This is a genomic window from Pseudomonas sp. MOIL14HWK12:I2, from assembly GCF_000510745.1.
GTDB lineage: Bacteria > Pseudomonadota > Gammaproteobacteria > Pseudomonadales > Pseudomonadaceae > Chryseomonas > Chryseomonas oryzihabitans.
In genome coordinates this window covers 222,521-239,626 of the sequence record NZ_AZOA01000003.1, presented here as the reverse complement: position 1 = coordinate 239,626, position 17,106 = coordinate 222,521, and the positions used below count along the sequence as shown (strand labels likewise).

The 17,106-nt window shown below is 65.9% G+C and carries 19 protein-coding genes; 7 read left to right on the top strand and 12 right to left on the bottom strand.

What is annotated here, in order from left to right; translation table 11 throughout:
- Window positions 1-150: 150 nt before the first annotated feature.
- Window positions 151-1,185 (top strand): acyltransferase, encoded by a 1,035-nt coding sequence (locus PSK12I2_RS0101180; protein ID WP_027596978.1) that lies wholly within the window; start codon window positions 151-153, stop codon window positions 1,183-1,185.
- Here PSK12I2_RS0101180 and PSK12I2_RS0101175 read toward each other — a convergent pair.
- Both PSK12I2_RS0101175 and PSK12I2_RS0101170 read right to left on the bottom strand, forming a co-directional pair.
- Entirely contained in the window at window positions 1,179-2,237 is a 1,059-nt protein-coding gene (locus PSK12I2_RS0101175; RefSeq protein WP_027596977.1) for an oxidoreductase, read from the bottom strand. The two genes, PSK12I2_RS0101180 and PSK12I2_RS0101175, sit on opposite strands and share 7 nt — an antisense overlap.
- 81 nt (window positions 2,238-2,318) lie before the next feature.
- Window positions 2,319-2,756 (bottom strand): HPF/RaiA family ribosome-associated protein, encoded by a 438-nt coding sequence (locus PSK12I2_RS0101170; RefSeq protein ID WP_027596976.1) that lies wholly within the window; start codon window positions 2,754-2,756, stop codon window positions 2,319-2,321.
- A gap of 222 nt (window positions 2,757-2,978) precedes the next feature.
- Here PSK12I2_RS0101170 and PSK12I2_RS0101165 point away from each other — a divergent pair, with 222 nt between their 5' ends.
- Together PSK12I2_RS0101165 and ybaK are read left to right on the top strand one after the other, a co-directional pair.
- Entirely contained in the window at window positions 2,979-4,043 is a 1,065-nt protein-coding gene (locus PSK12I2_RS0101165; protein WP_027596975.1) for a diguanylate cyclase, read from the top strand.
- Window positions 4,040-4,510, top strand: coding sequence for a Cys-tRNA(Pro) deacylase (ybaK, locus tag PSK12I2_RS0101160; RefSeq protein ID WP_027596974.1), 471 nt, complete (start codon window positions 4,040-4,042; stop codon window positions 4,508-4,510). The genes PSK12I2_RS0101165 and ybaK overlap by 4 nt, the downstream gene beginning before the upstream one ends.
- A 160-nt stretch (window positions 4,511-4,670) precedes the next feature.
- Here the strand turns inward: ybaK and xylB are convergent, their stop codons facing one another.
- The 9 genes from xylB to PSK12I2_RS0101115 form a co-directional block, all read right to left on the bottom strand.
- The gene (xylB, locus tag PSK12I2_RS0101155; protein WP_027596973.1) at window positions 4,671-6,167 is read right to left on the bottom strand and encodes a xylulokinase; all 1,497 of its coding nucleotides are present in this window, start codon (window positions 6,165-6,167) and stop codon (window positions 4,671-4,673) included.
- Window positions 6,168-6,239: 72 nt separating this feature from the next.
- Entirely contained in the window at window positions 6,240-7,715 is a 1,476-nt protein-coding gene (locus PSK12I2_RS0101150; protein ID WP_027596972.1) for a mannitol dehydrogenase family protein, read from the bottom strand.
- Window positions 7,716-7,785: 70 nt separating this feature from the next.
- Window positions 7,786-8,883 (bottom strand): ABC transporter ATP-binding protein, encoded by a 1,098-nt coding sequence (locus tag PSK12I2_RS0101145; RefSeq protein ID WP_007159282.1) that lies wholly within the window; start codon window positions 8,881-8,883, stop codon window positions 7,786-7,788.
- Between the two features lie 19 nt (window positions 8,884-8,902).
- On the bottom strand, window positions 8,903-9,736 hold the full coding sequence (locus PSK12I2_RS0101140; RefSeq protein ID WP_007159281.1) for a carbohydrate ABC transporter permease: 834 nt from the start codon (window positions 9,734-9,736) through the stop codon (window positions 8,903-8,905).
- A 10-nt stretch (window positions 9,737-9,746) separates the two neighbouring features.
- Window positions 9,747-10,679: a carbohydrate ABC transporter permease gene (locus PSK12I2_RS0101135; RefSeq protein WP_007159280.1), complete on the bottom strand. Its 933-nt coding sequence runs from the start codon at window positions 10,677-10,679 to the stop codon at window positions 9,747-9,749.
- A 122-nt stretch (window positions 10,680-10,801) separates the two neighbouring features.
- The gene (locus tag PSK12I2_RS0101130; RefSeq protein WP_027596971.1) at window positions 10,802-12,127 is read right to left on the bottom strand and encodes a sugar ABC transporter substrate-binding protein; all 1,326 of its coding nucleotides are present in this window, start codon (window positions 12,125-12,127) and stop codon (window positions 10,802-10,804) included.
- A 215-nt stretch (window positions 12,128-12,342) separates the two neighbouring features.
- Entirely contained in the window at window positions 12,343-12,657 is a 315-nt protein-coding gene (locus tag PSK12I2_RS0101125) for a hypothetical protein (RefSeq protein WP_027596970.1), read from the bottom strand.
- Between the two features lie 143 nt (window positions 12,658-12,800).
- Window positions 12,801-13,046, bottom strand: coding sequence for a hypothetical protein (locus PSK12I2_RS0101120; RefSeq protein WP_027596969.1), 246 nt, complete (start codon window positions 13,044-13,046; stop codon window positions 12,801-12,803).
- A gap of 152 nt (window positions 13,047-13,198) precedes the next feature.
- Window positions 13,199-13,639 (bottom strand): hypothetical protein, encoded by a 441-nt coding sequence (locus PSK12I2_RS0101115; RefSeq protein ID WP_027596968.1) that lies wholly within the window; start codon window positions 13,637-13,639, stop codon window positions 13,199-13,201.
- A gap of 302 nt (window positions 13,640-13,941) precedes the next feature.
- Here PSK12I2_RS0101115 and PSK12I2_RS0101110 point away from each other — a divergent pair, with 302 nt between their 5' ends.
- Both PSK12I2_RS0101110 and PSK12I2_RS24460 read left to right on the top strand, forming a co-directional pair.
- Entirely contained in the window at window positions 13,942-14,751 is an 810-nt protein-coding gene (locus tag PSK12I2_RS0101110; protein ID WP_027596967.1) for an inositol monophosphatase, read from the top strand.
- 48 nt (window positions 14,752-14,799) lie between these two features.
- Window positions 14,800-15,180, top strand: a complete 381-nt coding sequence (locus PSK12I2_RS24460; RefSeq protein ID WP_027596966.1) for a DUF1090 domain-containing protein — start codon at window positions 14,800-14,802, stop codon at window positions 15,178-15,180.
- A gap of 6 nt (window positions 15,181-15,186) precedes the next feature.
- On the opposite strand, the gene PSK12I2_RS0101100 is transcribed toward PSK12I2_RS24460, so the two are convergent.
- Window positions 15,187-15,753 (bottom strand): histidine phosphatase family protein, encoded by a 567-nt coding sequence (locus PSK12I2_RS0101100; RefSeq protein WP_027596965.1) that lies wholly within the window; start codon window positions 15,751-15,753, stop codon window positions 15,187-15,189.
- 267 nt (window positions 15,754-16,020) lie between these two features.
- On the opposite strand from PSK12I2_RS0101100, the gene PSK12I2_RS0101095 reads away from it, so the two are divergent.
- Window positions 16,021-16,470, top strand: coding sequence for a FecR domain-containing protein (locus PSK12I2_RS0101095; RefSeq protein ID WP_007159271.1), 450 nt, complete (start codon window positions 16,021-16,023; stop codon window positions 16,468-16,470).
- A complete protein-coding gene (locus PSK12I2_RS0101090; protein ID WP_027596964.1) occupies window positions 16,467-17,099 on the top strand; it encodes an OmpA family protein in 633 nt (210 codons plus the stop codon). Before PSK12I2_RS0101095 ends, PSK12I2_RS0101090 begins: the two co-directional genes overlap by 4 nt.
- Window positions 17,100-17,106: the final 7 nt, after the last annotated feature.

Here is a 17,106-nt window from a genome sequence, read left to right as displayed (position 1 = left end):
GCCGCTGAACGGGTCGGGCATCGAGCCGTTCAGCCTGTGAACCGGCGCAATCCAGCCTTTTCCCACGAACGCCCCAGCAGCCCATGCCGTCCACAATGGCGGCGCTACGCTGGGTCGTGCCTGGCGGGACGAGGAGGGAAAGGTTCTACGATGCTGGTTTCACTGCAGGCTCTCAGGGCCCTGGCCGCCTGGCTGGTGGTCTTTCATCACTTCATGCAGGTGTTCTTCGATTTCCACGCCGACAGCCTTGGTGGCCATCTGCTCTCCACCCGGGGACAGGTCGGGGTCGACATCTTCTTCGTGCTCAGCGGCTTCGTGATCCACCTGTCCACCGCGGGCCGACCGCTCAGGCGCAGTACCTTCCTCTGGCATCGCATCGCCCGCATCGTCCCGGCCTATTGGCTGTACACCGCGGTGACGGCGCTGATCCTCTATCTCGCCAGCGACGTGATGCCCATCTATGGCGTCGCCGCGCGCGAATTGCTGCTCTCGCTGTTCTTCATTCCCAGCGAGAATCCGGCGGGCTTCGGCCACTATCCGATCCTGCCGGTGGGCTGGACGCTCAACTTCGAGATGCTGTTCTACCTGCTGTTCGCCCTGTCCTTTGGTGTGGCCGAGCGCTGGCGCATCGGGATGGTCAGCCTGCTGGTGATCCTGGTCAGCCTGGTGCTGGCCCGCGAGTCCTTTGTCAGCAGCTTCTATCGCAATCCGATCATCTTCGAATTTCTGCTGGGCGTGAGCCTGGCGGCGCTCTATCGCCGTGGCGCCCTGCGCGGCCCCAAACCCCTGGCCCTGGTGGCGGCCCTGGCGGCACTGACCTGCCTGGTGGCCTTTCCCGCCGATCATCCCTGGCGCCTGCTGACCTGGGGCGTGCCCAGTGCGGTACTGGTCGGCGCCTGCGTGATCCTCGAACCCTGGTTCGCCGGCTCGCGGCTGTGCAAGGCGCTGGGCGACTGGTCCTATTCGGTCTATCTGGTGCACGTGATCGTGCTCTGGCTGGGCGACTACTGGCTGCACCAGCAGTGGGGATTCAGTCCCTACCAGACCCTGGCGGTCTGCCTGCCGGTGATCCTGCTGGTGGCCTGGGCCAGCTACGAGTGGATCGAGCGCCGCCTGTCGCGCACCCTGCGCCAGCTGGGCGAGCGCCTGGCCGGACGGCGTCCGCAGTGGGTGGCCGGTCAGTAGGCCGCGCGTTCCGCCGCGCTGAGCTCGGGCATCAGCGCCCGACCTTTCGCCGAGGAACGCTGCGCCGCTTCCAGCAGGGCCATGAGGGCGCAAGCCTGGGCCGGGCTGACGGGATTGCCGGCGCGACCGGCGAGGGCTTCGACCAAGGCGAGGTAGTAGCGACGGTGATCGCCCGCCGGCGTCGGCAGGGCCTGGCGCTCGCCGCTGGCGTCGATCAGCCAGCCCGGATCCGGATCCTGGCCCCAGTCGGGACCACCGGGGCGCACGCCGGCCTTGAGCGCGTCCTCCTGACGATCCGCCCCTTGCTTGATCCAGCTGGCCGCGGTGCCCTGCGCCAGAAAGCGCGGCACGCCACCGGCGGCCAGCATCCCGGCTCTCAGGGTCACCTGGCGAGCGCCGTAGTCCAGCTGCACCTGGAACCAGTCGTCGGTGAGGGCGCCGGGTCGTTGCCGCACCAGCTGCGCCTGCAGGCGCTCGGGCAGGCCGAACAGGCAGAGCGCCTGATCCAGCAGATGGGGACCGAGATCGAACCAGAGGCCACTGCCGGGCAGCGCGGCTTCGCGCCAGCGCGTCCGCACCTCGGGACGAAAGCGCTCGATACGGGATTCCAGGCTGGTCAACTCACCCAGGGCGCCGCTGGCCAGGACTGCCTGCAAGCCGAGGAAATCGCTGTCCCAGCGACGATTCTGGAACACCGACAGCAACCGGCCGGCCTGTTCGGCTTCCGCGACCAGTTGCCGAGCTTCGGCCAGGGTCACGGTAAAGGGCTTGTCGACCACCACGTGCTTGCCGGCGGCCAGGGCGGCGCTGGCGAGAGGCGCATGGGTCTGGTTGGGTGAGGCGATCACCACCAGGTCGATGGCCGGATCCCTCACGGCCGCCAGGTAATCCGCGGTGACGCGCACCCCGGGCAGATCGGCCTGCACACGTGCGGCATCCCGCGACGCCACCAGATCCAGGGAGAGCCCGGGGATGGAGCTCAGCAGGGGGCCATGAAAGGTCTGACCGACGAAGCCGTAACCGATCAGGGCGACGCGAAAGGGGGAGGGCATGGGGCTTCCTTGTGCCGGGGTGGAAAACAGCGAGGCCGCTCAGGGAGCGGCCTCGGTTGAACGCTAGCGTCTAACGGCGCATCACTTCAACTGGTGATCGTGAGCCAGTTGCTCCCGTTCGAGGAATTCGTCCTGCCGCAGCGAGTCCTGGAATTCTTCGGAATCTTCCAGGGCCAGCGGGTCGTTGAGTTCACCGCCCGACAGCCGCTTCTTTTCCAGCTTGCCGGAGAGGTTGTTGATGGCCCGGTGCAGCTTGTCGGCTGCGCCATCCACCGCCTGTTCCAGGGATTCGGCCTTGTGCGTCACCGAAAGCGGCTGATGGCCCTTGATGCGGGCCTCCATCTGGCACCGCTTGTCCTGGGCGCCCGATTTGCCGGCGTTCTCGTCGTTGAGGTGCACCTCGACGCGAGTCAGGAGTTCGTCGAAGCGATCCAGGCGGTCTTCCACCACGGACGCCACCCAATTCTGCAAACCGGCGCTGCCTTCGATGTTGTGGTCACTGTTGACTTGGACTTGCATGCGGCTTCCTCTTTTTGACGGGCCTGACCATTGGATGAGGCCGGTCAGGCCGAGGTTCAAGGCTGTTCGTCCGGTGTGCGTGTCACCCGATGTTTCCTTCTGGCAGTGTCTAGGGGCGTCGTAAGGTTCGGAACACGACGTTCAGGTCGCGGTCGCTGGCGTTTTGCCCTTGTCCACTGATAATGCGCGACCTTTCATCGTCCGTCGCAGTGGGGATCGTCAATGCCAGATGTGCTCACCCGTGGCCGCAATTTTGCCCGGCGGCTCTGGCTACCCCGTGCGATTGGTCTGCTGCTCAGCCTGAGTTGCATCGTTTCGGTGCAGCTCACCCAGCCGGTGTCTCTCTGGCTGTGGATCCTGCTCTTGGCCAATGCCCTGTGCTGGTCGCCGCTGGCCTACTGGCGCGCCGTCCGCGCGCGCGATCCCTATCGCACCGAACTGGGCAACCTGCTGCTGGACTGTGGCTCGGCCGGCTTCTGGGCGGCGAGCATGGGCTTCAATCTGCTGCCCAGCGCGACGCTGCTCGCCATGACCGGTCTCAACATGCTCGGCGCCGGTGGCCTGGCCTTCTGGCGCCGCGGGCTGCTCGCCCAACTGCTGGGCATCCTGGTCGGCCTCGTGGTGCTGCGCCACCCGGTCGCCATCGAGACCTCCACCGCGCAGATCTATGCCTGCCTGCCGATGATCATCGCCTATCCCTGGGCCCTGGGCCTGGTGAGCTTTCGCCTGGCGCAGCAGTTGTCGCGGCGCCAGCAGGAGCTGGAGCTGATCAGCAAGCAGGATGGCATGACCGGGCTGCACAACAGAACCCACTGGGATCAGTTGGTGCAGCGGGAATTCGCCCGCTGCAAACGCAGCGGCGCCGCGGCCAGCCTGGTGATGATCGACCTGGACAACTTCAAGCTCATCAACGACCGCTTCGGCCATCAGGCCGGCGACGAGATGCTGCGCCAGTTTTCCGGTCTGCTGGCGCGCACCATCCGCACCAGCGATCTCGCCGGTCGTTTTGGCGGTGACGAATTCGGTATCCTCTTGCCCGACACCTCGCCCGAGCGGGCCCTGGACCTGATCCGGCGGCTGCAGGAGCGTCTGCACGACATGCAGGCAGGCGGCCCCGGCGACCGTCAGAACGTACGTGTCGGCCTGAGCTGCGGCATCGCCGGCTTCGACCGCGCCTACGATGACGTCGCCCATTGGCTGCAGGCGGCCGACTTCGCTCTCTACCGCGCCAAGGCGCAGGGCCGCGGGCGGGCGGAGGTGGCCGATCCCCAAGGAGTGCTGGCATGACCCCGGCGATAGAACTGCTCAAGAAGAGCCAGGTGCCCCACGAGGTGCTGAGCTACCACCATGACCCCAAGGCCGCCTCCTACGGCCTGGAAGCCGCCGAGAAACTCGGTCTGGCAGCGGAGACGGTGTTCAAGACCCTGCTGGCGGCAAGCGAGAAACAGGAATTGCTGGTGGCCATCGTGCCCGTCGCCGGCACCCTGGATCTCAAGGCCCTGGCCCAGGCGGCCGGGGTGAAGAAACTGGAGATGGCCAAACCCGACCAGGCCCAGCGCAGCACCGGCTACCTGGTGGGCGGCATCAGCCCCCTGGGGCAGAAGAAGCGGCTGCGCACCTTCATCGACGACTCCGCGGCGGCGTTGCCGAGCATCCATGTCAGTGCCGGGCGCCGGGGGCTGGAAGTCGCCCTGGCACCGGCGGACCTCGCACGCTTGCTGGACGCGCCCTTCGTACCCATTGGCAAGGGCTGAGCGCCTGCCTGTCGGGTAGGGTGGAAAGCCGCGTAGCGTTTTCCACGCGCCATCAGGCTGGTGGTGGACAAGGCTGCGCCGGCGTCCACCCTACGACGGGTTGGTTGCCGAATTTCAGCAGGGTGGAAAACCGCCTGGCGTTTTCCACCCCATCCGCCCGCTAGGCGATCCCGTAGCTCTCGCGCAGTTGCTGCCGATAGCGCTGGTAGGCCGCCTCGTACTCGGCGACCCGCGCCGGGTCCGGTTCGGCGCGGCTGGCCGGGTCCAGGTGCACGCAGCGCTCGGTGAGGCTGTCGAGCGACTCCGGGCGGCCCTGCTCGCGACTCCAGCACCAGGCGGCCTGCAAGGCGCCCCCCAGGGCCGCGGCTTCGCCGTGCACCGGGCAGACCACCGGGGTGTTCATCAGATCGGCGATCAGCTGCCGCCACACCGGGCTCCTGGCGCCGCCGCCGATGAGTCTCAGGGTGTCGCCGGGCATGCCCAGGTCACGCAGCAGATCGAAGCCGTATCTCAGGGCGAAGCTCACCCCCTCGACCACCGCTCGGCACAGGTTGGCGCGGGTCAGGTTGGTGGCGGTAAGGCCGTGCAGGCTGGCGGTAGCGGTCGGCAGCGCCGGGACCCGTTCGCCATTGAGGAAGGGCAGCATCAGCACCCCCTCGGCACCGATGGGTGACTCCGCCACCAGACGGGTGAATTCGACCAGGTCCAGGCCGAGCAACTCGCGGATCTGGCCGCTGGCGTTGGTCAGGTTCATGGTGCAGATCAGCGGCAGCCAGCCGCCGTTGGACGAGCAGAAGCCCGCCACGGCGGGATGGTCGCTGATGCGAGGTTCGTCGGAATACCCATAGAGGGTGCCCGAGGTGCCCAGGCTCAGGGTGATCTGGCCGGCGCGGCTATTGCCGGTGCCCAGGGCGCCCATCATGTTGTCGCCGCCGCCGCTGGAGACCAGCGCCTGGGGATTGATGCCCAGTTGGCTGGCGACCTCCGGCCGCAGCCGTCCGACCGGCTGATCGGCTTCGATCAGCGTCGGCAGGGCGCGCTCCAGGCGCCCACTGGGATCAATGTGGCGCAGCAGTTCCAGGTCGTACTGGCGCGTCCGCACATTGAAATAGCCGGTGCCCGAGGCGTCGCCGTATTCGGCCACGGCGCATCCGGTCAGCCAGAAGTTCAGGTAATCGTGGGGCAGCAGCACCTGGGCGATCTGGTCGAACACCTCCGGGTGCTGCTCCTTGGTCCAGAGCAGCTTGGAGACGGTGTAGCCCGGCGCGATGGCCAGGCCCAGGCGCTCGATGGAGCCCTCGACGCCGCCCAGATGCTCCAGCAGGCGCTGGTTTTCCGGGGTGGACTCGGTGTCGCACCAGAGCTTGGCCGGCCGCAGCACCTTGCCGCTGTCGTCGAGCAATACCAGACCATGCTGCTGGCCGGAGACGCCGACGCCGAGGATGTCCTGGCCATCGCTGCCGGCCTGCGCCAGGGCGGCGCGGGTGGCCGCCACCAGGGCCCGGATCCAGTCCGCCGGATTCTGCTCGCGGCGGCCATTGGCGCCCTCGGTCAGGGGGTGAGGCGCACTGCCTTCACCCAGTACCACCCCGCGCTCGACATCCAGGATCACCGCCTTGGTGCCCTGGGTGCCGCAGTCTATCCCGAGAAACTTCATGCCTGGCCGCTCCTTGTTGTTGTTTGGGCTCGTATTGATCATCGACGCTGCCCAGGCAGCTTTTTGCCAAGGCTAGTCGCCGAGCAGGGTCTGCAAGGTGGCGCTGACCCCATGGGTACGCAAGTTGTACAGCTGCCGCTCGAAGGCGGCAACGAAGGCCGCGGATTTCGGGATGTGCTTACCGAAGATTTCCTCGGCGCCCAGCAGGCGCTCGGTGAGATTCTTCTGATCCTGCACCAGTTCTTCGCAGTAGTTGGCGCGCGGATCGGGAATGCGATAGGTCGCCCCGGTCTCGTCCACGCCCCGCAGATAGACCGCCCAGGCGGCCACCACCAGGGCGGCGCGATCCAGGTCCTTGCCGTCCTCGATCAGGCGGTTGATGGTCGGCACGGTAAATTTGGGAAACTTCGACGAACCGTCCGAGCAGACCCGCTCCAACTGGTCGGCGATGGCGCGATTGGAGAAGCGCTCGATCAGGGTGTCCTTGTACTCCGCGAGATCGATGCCGGGCACCGGGGCCAGCTGCGGCGTCACGTCCTTGTCCATGTAGGTGCGGATGTAGCGCACGAACAACGGATCGGCCATGGTCTCGTGGACGAAGCGGTAGCCCTTGAGGAAGCCCAGGTAGGTCAGCGCCAGGTGGCTGCCGTTGAGCAGCTTGATCTTCATTTCCTCGTAGGGGGTGACGTCATCGGTGAACTGGACGCCGACGTCTTCCCAGGCCGGACGCCCGGCGACGAACTTGTCTTCCAGCACCCACTGCAGGAAGGGCTCGCAGACCACCGGCCAGGCGTCCTCGACGCCGTGTTCGGCCAGCAGCGCCGCGCGATGGGCGGTGCTGGTCATGGGGGTGATGCGATCGACCATGGCGTTGGGAAAGCTGACGTGCTCGGCGATCCAGCCGTGCAGCTCTTCATCCACCAGGGCGGCGTAGGCCAGCAGGGCCTTGCGGGTGACTTGCCCGTTGTGGGGGAGGTTGTCGCAGGACATCACGGTGAAGGGCCCGGTGCCCGCGGCGCGGCGCTTGGCCAGGGCCGCCAGCAGGAAGCCGAAGACGCTGCGCGGATCGCCCGGATGCTGTAGGTCGTGCTGGATCAGCGGCAGCTTGAAGTTGAATTCGCCGGTGCTGTCGTCCATGCAGTAGCCGCCCTCGGTGATGGTGAGGGAGACGATGCGGGTGCTGGGATGGGCCAGCTTGTCGATCAGCGTCTGGGTGCCGTCCTCGGCCAGCAGCATGCCGCTGATGGCGCCGACGACGCGCACCTCGGTGTCCGGCTCGTCGGCCAGCACCACCTGGGTATAGAGATAGTCCTGGCCGGCCAGGGCATCGCGCATGGCGCGGTCTTCGGCGCGCAGGCCGACGCCACAGATGCTCCAGTCCAGATCGCGCCCCTGGTTCAGCAGGGCCTCGGTGTAGATGGCCTGGTGCGCGCGGTGGAAGCCGCCGACGCCGATGTGGACGATACCCTGGCGCAGCTGGCAGGCGGCGTAGCCGGGCTTGGCGATGTAGTCGGGCAGTTGTTCGAGGTGCTGGCGATTGAGTTTCACGATGGCGATCCTGCAAGGCGGTGCCCCGGGCGCGCGTAGGGCGCCGACGGGGCAGGAAAGGGGAGAGGGGTCAGGCGGCTTTGCGCAGCAGCGGCGCCACGGCGCGGCCCTGCTCGTCGAACAGGTGGCAGAAGTCGACGTCCAGGGCCAGGCGCTGGCGTTCGCCGTAGGCAACGGCACAATCACCCGGCACGCGCACGGTCAGCGGCTCCTCGGCCTCGGTGACCATGTGGCAGTAGGTGTCGCTGCCCAGGCGCTCGGCCACATCGCTGATCACCGGCAACTGGCCGTCGGCGGCCAGGCGCAGGTGTTCCGGACGAATGCCCAGGGTCACCGGGCTGCCGACCGCCAGGTCGTCGCCGCGGCGCGGCAGGTGCAGGCGCGGACCGGCCGCCAGCTCTACCTCGACGCCCTGGGCGTCGGTAGCCGCCACCTTGCCCTTGAGGAAGGCCATCTTCGGCGTACCCAGGAAGCCGGCGACGAAGAGGTTGGCTGGATGGTGATAGAGCTCCAGGGGCGAGCCGACCTGCTCGACGCGGCCGCCGTTGAGCACCACCACCTTGGTCGCCAGGGTCATGGCTTCCACCTGGTCGTGGGTCACGTAGATCATGGTGGCCTGCAATTCCTGGTGCAGGCGCGCCAGTTCCAGGCGCATCTGCACGCGCAGGGCGGCGTCCAGGTTGGACAGGGGTTCGTCAAACAGGAAGATCTTCGGCTGGCGGACGATGGCGCGGCCGATGGCCACCCGCTGGCGCTGGCCACCGGAGAGCTGGCGCGGCTTGCGCTCCAGCAGCGGCGTCAGCTCGAGGATGCGGGCGGCATCAGTGACCTTGCGCTCCACTTCCTGCTTGTCGATCTTGGCCAGGTCCAGGGCGAAGGACAGATTCTTGCGCACGCTCATGTGCGGATAGAGGGCGTAGGTCTGGAACACCATGGCCAGGTCGCGCTTGGCCGGCGACACCTCGGTGATGTCGCGACCGTCCAGTTCCAGGGTGCCGCTGGTGACCTCTTCCAGGCCGGCGATGAGCCGTAGCAGGGTGGATTTGCCGCACCCGGACGGGCCGACGAAGACCACGAATTCGCGGTCGTTGATGTCGAGGTCGACGCCCTTGATGATTTCCAGCGAGTCGAAGCCCTTGCGCAGGCTGCGGATTTTCAGATTGGCCATGACAGGAGTCCTCTTGTTCTTATTTCACCGCGCCGAACGACAGGCCGCGGACGAGTTGTTTCTGGCTGATCCAGCCAAAGATCAGGATGGGTGCGCAGGCCAGCGTCGAGACGGCCGACAGCTTGGCCCAGAACAGTCCCTGGGGACTGGAGTAGGAGGCGATCAGCGCGGTCAGCGGGGCGGCGTTGGACGAGGTCAGGTTCAGCGACCAGAAGGCCTCGTTCCAGCAGAGGATCAGCGACAGCAGCATGGTCGAGGCGATGCCGCCCTTGCTGATCGGCAAGAGCACCCGGACGATTTCCTGGTAGGTGGTGGCGCCATCCAGGCGCGCCGCCTCGAGGATGTCCTTGGGGATGTCCTTGAAGTAGGTGTAGACCATCCAGACCACGATCGGCAGGTTGATCAGGGTGTAGACGGCGATCAGCAGCAACCGGCTGTCGAGCAGTTCGAACTGCTTGGCCAGCAGGTAGATGGGCACCAGCACCCCGACCGCCGGCAGCATCTTGGTGGACAGCATCCACAGCAGCAGGCGCTGGGTGTTGCGGGTCTCGTGGAAGGCCATCGAGTAGGCCGCCGGCAGCGCCAGCAACAGACTGAGCAGGGTGGCGCCAAAGGAGATCACCACCGAATTCAGCGCGAAGTGGAAGTAGTCGCTGCGCGCCTGGATGGTCAGGTAGTTCTCCAGCGTGGGCATGAAGAAGAACTGCGGCGGCGTGGCGAAGGCGTCGATCTCGGTCTTGAAGCTGGTCAGCACCATCCAGAAGATCGGGAAGAACAGCACCAGTGCCACCAGCCAGGCGAGCAGGCCCAGCAGCAGGCTCTGCAGGCGCCGGGATTGCTTGAGCGTCAGCATGTCAGGGTCCTCACTGTTGGGTCAGGTTCTTGCCAAGCATCCGCACCAGGATGATGGCGGCGATGTTGGCGATGAGCACGGCGATCAGGCCGCCGGCGGAGGCCAGGCCGACGTCGAACTGCAGCAGGGCCTGGTTGTAGATCAGGTAGGCGAGGTTGGTGGAGGCGAAGCCCGGACCGCCACTGGTGGTGGTGTAGATCTCGGCGAACACCGACAGCAGGAAGATCGTCTCGATCATCACCACCACGGCGATGGGCCGCGCCAGGTGCGGCAGGGTTAGGTGCCAGAAGATGGCGACCGGACCGGCGCCGTCCAGGCGGGCCGCTTCCTTCTGCTCCTGATCCAGCGACTGCATGGCGGTCATCAGGATGAGGATGGCGAAGGGCAGCCACTGCCAGGACACGATCAGGATGATCGACAGGAGCGGGTGGGTGGCCAGCCAGTCCACCGGGGTGGCGCCGAACAGTTTCCAGATCGCGGCGAGGATGCCGGAGACCGGATGGAAGATCAGGTTCTTCCAGATCAGGGCGCTGACCGTGGGCATGATGAAGAAGGGCGAGATCAGCAGGACGCGGACGATGCCGCGACCGAAGAATTCGCTGGCCTCCAGCAGCGCCGAGATCAGCACGCCGAAGACCACGCTGATCAGCAGCACGCTGCCCACCAGCAGCAGGGTGTTGGTCATGCCGGGCCAGAAGCCGGCATCGGTGACGAAGTATTCGAAGTTTTCCAGGCCGACGAAGGCGTGCTCGCCGGGGTAGAGCAGGTTGTAGCGGATCAGCGAGAACCAGATGGTCATGCCTAGGGGCACCAGCATCCACACCAGCAGCAGGGCCACCGAAGGACTGATCAGGAACCAGCCGGGACCGGCGCGACGGCGTTGACGACGGGCGGGAGCGGCAGGGGATTCGACGACGGGCGTCTTGAGGGTGGAGGTCTGCATGGCGATGCTCCGCAAGGCAGTGGGCCGTGACGAGGCGCTGGCGTCTCGCGACGCCAGCGACGGATCAGGCAGGGAAAGCCGCTAGGCCGGGGGCCGCGTGGTACGGACCCCGGGCTCCAGCGCTACTTGGGATAGCCGGCGCGCTTCATTTCCCGGGCGGTGGACTGCTGCGCCGCCTGCAGGGCCTGCTCGACCGACATCTGCCCGGTGAGGGCCGCGGCGAACAGCTTGCCCACCGAGGTGCCGATGGCCTGGAACTCGGGAATGGTCACGTACTGGATGCCCACGTAGGGCACCGGCTTGGCCGAGGGATGGGCCGGGTCGGCGTGCTGCAGCATGTCCAGCGAGACCTTGGCGAAGGGCGCCGCGTCCATGTAGGCCTGGCTGTAGGTGGACTTGCGGGTGCCCGGCGGCACGTTGGCGATACCGTCGGTGTCCGCGACTAGCTTGGCGTAGTCCTTGGAGGTGGCCCAGGTCACGAAGGTCTTGGCGGCGTCCTTGTGCTTGGAGGAGGTGGGGATACCCAGCGACCAGGCATACAGCCAGGACGAGCCCTTGTCGGTGACCTCGCGCGGCGAGCCGGCGAAGCCGACGCTGTCGGCGACCTTGCTCTGGCTCTTGTCCATGGTGAAGGAGCCGGCGACGCTGGCATCGACCCAGATGGCGCACTTGCCGCTGTTGAACAGCGCCAGGTTTTCGTTGAAGCCGTTGCTGGAGGCGCCGGGCGGGCCGTACTTCTTCATGTTGGTGACGTAGTAGTTGGCCGCCGCGGTCCATTCCGGACCGGTGAATTCCGGTTGCCACTTATCGTCGAACCAGCGCGCGCCGAAGGCGTTGGCCATGGTGGTGACCAGGGCCATGTTCTCGCCCCAGCCGGCCTTGCCTCTCAGGCACAGACCGTACTGGTCCTTGTCCGGCTGGTGCAGCTTGCCGGCGAATTCGGCGATCTGGGTCCAGGTGGGCTGGGCGGGCATGGTCAGGCCGGCCTGCTGGAACAGATCCTTGCGGTAGTAGGTGATGGAGCTTTCGGCATAGAAGGGCAGCGCATAGAGGGTGCCCTTGACCGACAGGCCTTCGCGAACCGACGGGAAGAGGTCGTCCAGGTCGTAGTTGGCGGGCAGGTCCTTCATGGGCTCCAGCCAGTTCTGGGCGCCCCAGAGGCCGGTCTCGTACATGCCGATGGTGAGGACGTCGAACTGGCCACCCTGGGTGGCGATGTCGGTCGTCAGCCGCTGACGCAGCACGTTTTCTTCGAGCACCACCCAGTTGAGCTTGATGTCGGGATGCTGGTCTTCGAAGGTTTTGGACAGCCGCTGCATGCGGATCATGTCGCTGTTGTTGACGGTGGCGATGGTGACCGTTTCGGCGGCCTGGAGGGCCAGCGAGAAGGTCAGGCCTGCAGAGAGGGTAACAGCGGACAATAAAAGCGCTTTTGGTGTTGTTTTCATCTTGCACTCCGCGTCCTGTGCAACTGCAGCAGACGCTTTTCTTGTTGTTGTAACCCACCACGCGGCCGGCTGTGACGGCCTTTGCAGCGGAAGCCACGGACCGATTACAGCCCGTTGCCGCCCGGGAAACAAATGCTGGAAGACACCAAAATCGGTATTTTTTTGCACATCCCTGCAGGGCTGCGCGGGACCGCCGCCACGGCCAGGGGCTCTGCCTAGAGGCTTTCCGCCTTGACCTTGGTGATGCCGTCTTCGCGATAAAGCTGCAAGGTTCCTGGCGTGGATTCGATCACCCGCTCGTTTTCGATGAGAAAGGAATAGACCGGCGTCGCGCTGCCCGGCGCGCGCAGGTTGCGGTATTCGTAGACCATCAGGCGATCGAGCTGCGCGACCCGCTGGGGTACGCCGAAACTCTGCCGGAGCTGTTCCTGGGTACGGCCGCCGAATTGCGACGGATCGGCCGGGGGCGGGGTGGGAGCCGAGCTGCAGGCCGATAGGGCGGCGAACAGGAGAAAGGACAGGCGTTTCATGACGGCTCCGCGTGCAGGTTGAAAGGGCAGAGGAGTTGAGCTGCCCGTAGAACCAGACGGACCTGCAAAAACGCGATTCATTCCCCGCGCGGTATCAAAAAGCATACGAAAGGGAAGCCATCCGTCGACATCAATCCAACGGACTAGAATACCCAGCGTTGCTCTTGAGCAAAGGTCTGATGGTCGTTAAGCCAGCGGGCGCTATTGACTGGCTGCCGACTGTCACGCAGCTGGGCGTCAACTTTGGTAGGGATGGCATCGGTACTTAACAGGGGGACCTGAAGGGTGAGGTCCGCCAGCTTGAGCGGGGGTATCGCGGGGAGGGAGGCTGCTTCGCCATTGAGGGCGGCAAAGGTCACGACGACACTGGCCAGAATACGAATTCCCATTCCTTGGGTCTCCTGGTAGATCCGAAGCGCGAATCTACCATTCCACTGCCTATTTGGTTCCCGGTTAGTCCGACGTTAAAGCGCAGTTGTGATCCTGTTCGTCATTCTGTTTTCGAGCGGATCACACGACTGACAAGGCGATGGCGCGTCACTCAGGCGACAGGTACCGCGTCGCGGTGCTTGGCCGCCAGATAGGCGAACAGCGGCGGGCAATCCGACACCAGGCTGACCAGGGTCTGACCGGCGGCGGGCTCTTGCCGCAACAGCACCTTTTCACCCCGGGCGTTAAGATAGAGGGTGTATTCGGGGGTGCTGGACTGGGCGATGAATCCCTCGCCCATCAGCGCACTGCCCAGGGCCATTCGCTGCGGCAGGTTGCAACTGCCCTGCCACTGAAAGGCGCGGATTCCGAGGTTTTCCAGGGTTTCGGCGACGGCGCAGTCGATGCTCAGCGGCGGATGATCGAACAGCGGAAATTCGCGCGACAGCAACTCGAGGTGGCGTTCCAGACATTCGAAATGCTGTCGGGGTATCAGTCGCCGCAATTGCTGCAGCTGACCATTGCCGTGGAATAGCGAAGTTTGTGCGGTCATGGCGTCCTCCCGGTACAACGAGCTCTCACTAGTTCTGACGGTCGCGCGCGGATTTGGTGCGGTCCGCCGCTGCATTTCGCCGTCCTGACTGCCAATACCCGACAGCCTGCGCTCCCGAGATGACACGGCCATTACCAGGGGCCTCTAGTCGGACCTTTGCCGACATCGGCAAAAAGTGGCCAGGGTGCGCCCGCAGCCTGACAGCTGTCTGCTGCAACCCTGGTATGCGCCAGGCGCGCGACTATTCTTTTCCGCAGGCGGAACTGGCACCCTGGCGCCTTTTCCCCGTTCCAGGAGCGCCTATGACCGCCATCGCCCCCGCCATCGCTGAACGCTACCGCGCTGTCCAGGACATCGCCCGGGAGGCGGCGCAGCTCGGCCTCGACTTCTATCGTCGGCGCGCGGCGCTGCAGGTGGACCACAAGGGCAGCGACCTGCAGGACGTGGTGAGCATCGCCGACAAGACGCTGGAGGACCTCATCCGCCAACGCCTGAGCGAACGCTTTCCGGAAGATGGCCTGCTGGGCGAGGAGGGCGGTGCCACCGACCTCTCCGCGCCCTACCTCTGGGTCATAGATCCCATCGACGGCACCGCGCCCTTTCTCAACGGCCTGCACAACTGGTGCGTGTCCATCGGCCTGATGCACGAGGGCGAGCCCTTGCTCGGCGCCATCATGGATCCGAATCACGACGAACTCTTCCATGGCCTGCGCGGGCACGGCGCCTTCGTCAACGACCAGCCGCTGCGCGTCCATGCGGCCACCGAGATCCGCCAGGGCCTGACCGGACTGGGCACCACCCACAGACGCGGCAAGGAACACTTCCTGCCGTTCGTGACCGGCCTGCTGGCCGAAGGCGGGCAATTCTTCCGCAATGGCTCGGGCGCGCTGATGACCGCCTACGTCGCCGCCGGCCGGCTGATCGGCTACTACGAGACCCTGATCCATGGCTGGGACTGCCTGGCGGGCCTGGTCCTGATCCGGGAGGCGGGCGGTCGCCACAACGCCTTCCTGCGCAACGACGGCCTGGTCAATGGCAATCCGCTGCTGGTGGCGGCGCCAGGGGTCTACGACCAGCTCGCCGCCCTGGTCGGACCGTCGCTGGACGGTTGAACGGGAAGAGTCAGGCGCTGGCGGATTTCAACGCCCGGAGGAAGACCTATGACAAACCGAGCCAAGGCAGTGCTGGTGGCGGCAAGCCTGCTGCTACCTGGCGTGGCAGTTGCAGCCGACGGGGGCTGCGCGGCGAAACGCCTGACGCTGGAACGGCAGATCGCCCAGGCTCAGGCGCAAGGCGATGCCGGACGGCTGGCAGGATTGCGGCGAGCACTCGACGCGGTGCAGGCGCACTGCACCGATACCGGCCTGCGCCAGCAGCGGCTGGAAGTTATCCAGGCCCGCAGTCGCGAGGTGGCCGAACGGGAACGGGATCTGCGCGACGCCCAGGCCAAGGGCGACGCCGACAAGATCCGGGTGCGGAGCAGAAAGCTGGCCGAGGCCCGCCGTGAGCTGGAAGAGGCCCGCGCCAAGGCGAGCCGTTGATCGAACTCAGCGCCTTTCCTTGCGATAGATACTCGGCTTCCAGTAGTCCTTGAGCAGCAGATGCAGCGGCCCGCGCCAGCCACGCTTGCGCAACTGCCAGGCGATCAGCACGTTCATGATGCCGTGCCCCAGCAGCAGCACCGAACCATGGCGTTCGGCCAGTTCGATGAGGCGATCGGCCGCCTGGCCGGCACGCACCGAGGAGCTGCCGATGGATTCGGTGTGGGCGGCGAAACCCAGGAACCAGGCGGATCTGAACAACAGGCGCCAGGCCTTGACCGGCAGCCGCGGCGCATCCAGTTCCAGATAGGGCAGATGGGCTTCGGCATAGCGGTCATCGACCGGGCTGCCGGAACGCCCCATCAGGTACTCCAGCGAGCGCACGCAGCGGCCCAGGGGGCTGCTCACCACATAGCCCGCTTCCTGGGCCAGTCGCCGCGTCTCCGCGGGCTCCAGGCCGGCGGGCACCGGGGCTTTCTGGTAGCGCGCGACCCAGTCCTTCATCTCCCGCGGGGTGCAGCGAGCCTTGCTGGAAAGATCGGGTTTGCCGTGACGCACCAGAATGATCTGCATGAAAAGGTTACCTGGGAAAGATGCTCACTAGACCACTGCCCGTGCCGTTCGTCTCGCTGGGTCGTGATGGCATGGGTAGTGGCCAGGTGCCATTCGTACTACTTTGCGTGCCGCTTGGCTTGTTTATCTGGTAGAAGGTGATTGGGTTCACGAGTCTGGAGCCCTGACCGCTGCGCAGCAGGCCGCTTCAAGATGCCATCCGAGGTCCTGCCGGCAATCCGTCGCCCCAGCGACGGCCACGCCTTTCCATCCAGGGACCAGGAAAGCATGAAGACAACACTGTTCGCATTGGCGCTGCTCGGGCTGCAGCTGCTGGGATCCCCGCAGGTCACGGCCGCGGAGGAGGAGCACGTGGCCCTGATCAAGAGCGTCTCGGGCAGTGTCAAGGTGCTGCGCCAGACCGCCAGCCTGGACGCCCAGGCCGGTACCACCCTGCAGGTGGCCGATCGCCTGCAGGCCGGCCCGGACGCCACCGCGGCCATCGTCTTTCTCGACGGTACCTTGCTCACCCTGGGCAACGGCGCTGACGTGCAATTGCGTGACTATCTCTTCGAACCCAAGAGCAGTCGGTACGGTTTCTCGCTGTACCTGACCAAGGGCTCCGCCATCTATTCGTCCGGCAAGATCGGCAAGGTCGCACCCGACACGGTCAAGATCGAGACGCCGACCGCCACCATAGGCGTGCGCGGTACCCGCTTCCTGGTCCAGGCCCAATGACTGCCCTGATCGCTGTCGCGTCCCCTGGTCGTCTGCTGCTGAGCGTGCTGCTGTCCACGCTGCTGCTGGGCGGCTGTGCCAGTCCTCCGCCACCGCAGACGCGGGTGATCCTGATGCCCGACGCCGATGGGCATGTCGGCGCCGTCTCGGTGACCAGCCCGGCGGGCCGCCAGGCCATCGACCAGGGGTTCGCCGAGGTCACGGTGCCCGGCCCGGGTCAGGCACCGACTGCGGCCCAGGCGGTGGCCCAACCCCTCTTCGAACAGCAGCATCGTCAGGTGCTGGCGGCGCAGCCGTCGCCGCCCAAGACCTTCATCCTCAATTTCCTCTCCGACAGCATGGAGCTCACGCCGCAGTCCAAGGCGCTCCTGCCCGAGGTGCTGGAAACGGCACGGCAGCGCATCCCTACCGAGATTTCGGTATTCGGCCATGCGGACGGCTCGGGTGCGCCTTCCTACAACCTCGACCTCTCGGGGCAGCGTGCCCGCAAGGTGGCCGGTCTGCTGCAGCGACTCGATCCCAAGTTGCGCATCAACGTCGAATTCTTCGGCGATACCGTGCCCCTGGTTCCGACCCGTCCCGGCAAATCCGAGCCGCGCAATCGGCGTGTCGAAATCCTGATTCTCTAGGGTCGCG

Excerpts from the sequence above, each read along its gene's own strand:
- PSK12I2_RS0101110 (WP_027596967.1), top strand. The coding sequence starts at position 13,942 with ATGACCGCCATCGCCCCCGCCATCGCTGAACGCTACCGCGCTGTCCAG.
- PSK12I2_RS0101165 (WP_027596975.1), top strand. The coding sequence starts at position 2,979 with ATGCCAGATGTGCTCACCCGTGGCCGCAATTTTGCCCGGCGGCTCTGG.
- PSK12I2_RS0101140 (WP_007159281.1), bottom strand. The coding sequence starts at position 9,736 with ATGCTGACGCTCAAGCAATCCCGGCGCCTGCAGAGCCTGCTGCTGGGC.
- PSK12I2_RS0101120 (WP_027596969.1), bottom strand. The coding sequence starts at position 13,046 with ATGGGAATTCGTATTCTGGCCAGTGTCGTCGTGACCTTTGCCGCCCTC.
- PSK12I2_RS0101100 (WP_027596965.1), bottom strand. The coding sequence starts at position 15,753 with ATGCAGATCATTCTGGTGCGTCACGGCAAACCCGATCTTTCCAGCAAG.
- PSK12I2_RS0101175 (WP_027596977.1), bottom strand. The coding sequence starts at position 2,237 with ATGCCCTCCCCCTTTCGCGTCGCCCTGATCGGTTACGGCTTCGTCGGT.
- PSK12I2_RS0101130 (WP_027596971.1), bottom strand. The coding sequence starts at position 12,127 with ATGAAAACAACACCAAAAGCGCTTTTATTGTCCGCTGTTACCCTCTCT.
- PSK12I2_RS0101090 (WP_027596964.1), top strand. The coding sequence starts at position 16,467 with ATGACTGCCCTGATCGCTGTCGCGTCCCCTGGTCGTCTGCTGCTGAGC.
- ybaK (WP_027596974.1), top strand. The coding sequence starts at position 4,040 with ATGACCCCGGCGATAGAACTGCTCAAGAAGAGCCAGGTGCCCCACGAG.
- PSK12I2_RS0101095 (WP_007159271.1), top strand. The coding sequence starts at position 16,021 with ATGAAGACAACACTGTTCGCATTGGCGCTGCTCGGGCTGCAGCTGCTG.
- PSK12I2_RS0101180 (WP_027596978.1), top strand. The coding sequence starts at position 151 with ATGCTGGTTTCACTGCAGGCTCTCAGGGCCCTGGCCGCCTGGCTGGTG.
- PSK12I2_RS0101125 (WP_027596970.1), bottom strand. The coding sequence starts at position 12,657 with ATGAAACGCCTGTCCTTTCTCCTGTTCGCCGCCCTATCGGCCTGCAGC.
- PSK12I2_RS0101135 (WP_007159280.1), bottom strand. The coding sequence starts at position 10,679 with ATGCAGACCTCCACCCTCAAGACGCCCGTCGTCGAATCCCCTGCCGCT.
- PSK12I2_RS0101115 (WP_027596968.1), bottom strand. The coding sequence starts at position 13,639 with ATGACCGCACAAACTTCGCTATTCCACGGCAATGGTCAGCTGCAGCAA.
- PSK12I2_RS0101170 (WP_027596976.1), bottom strand. The coding sequence starts at position 2,756 with ATGCAAGTCCAAGTCAACAGTGACCACAACATCGAAGGCAGCGCCGGT.
- PSK12I2_RS24460 (WP_027596966.1), top strand. The coding sequence starts at position 14,800 with ATGACAAACCGAGCCAAGGCAGTGCTGGTGGCGGCAAGCCTGCTGCTA.
- xylB (WP_027596973.1), bottom strand. The coding sequence starts at position 6,167 with ATGAAGTTTCTCGGGATAGACTGCGGCACCCAGGGCACCAAGGCGGTG.
- PSK12I2_RS0101145 (WP_007159282.1), bottom strand. The coding sequence starts at position 8,883 with ATGGCCAATCTGAAAATCCGCAGCCTGCGCAAGGGCTTCGACTCGCTG.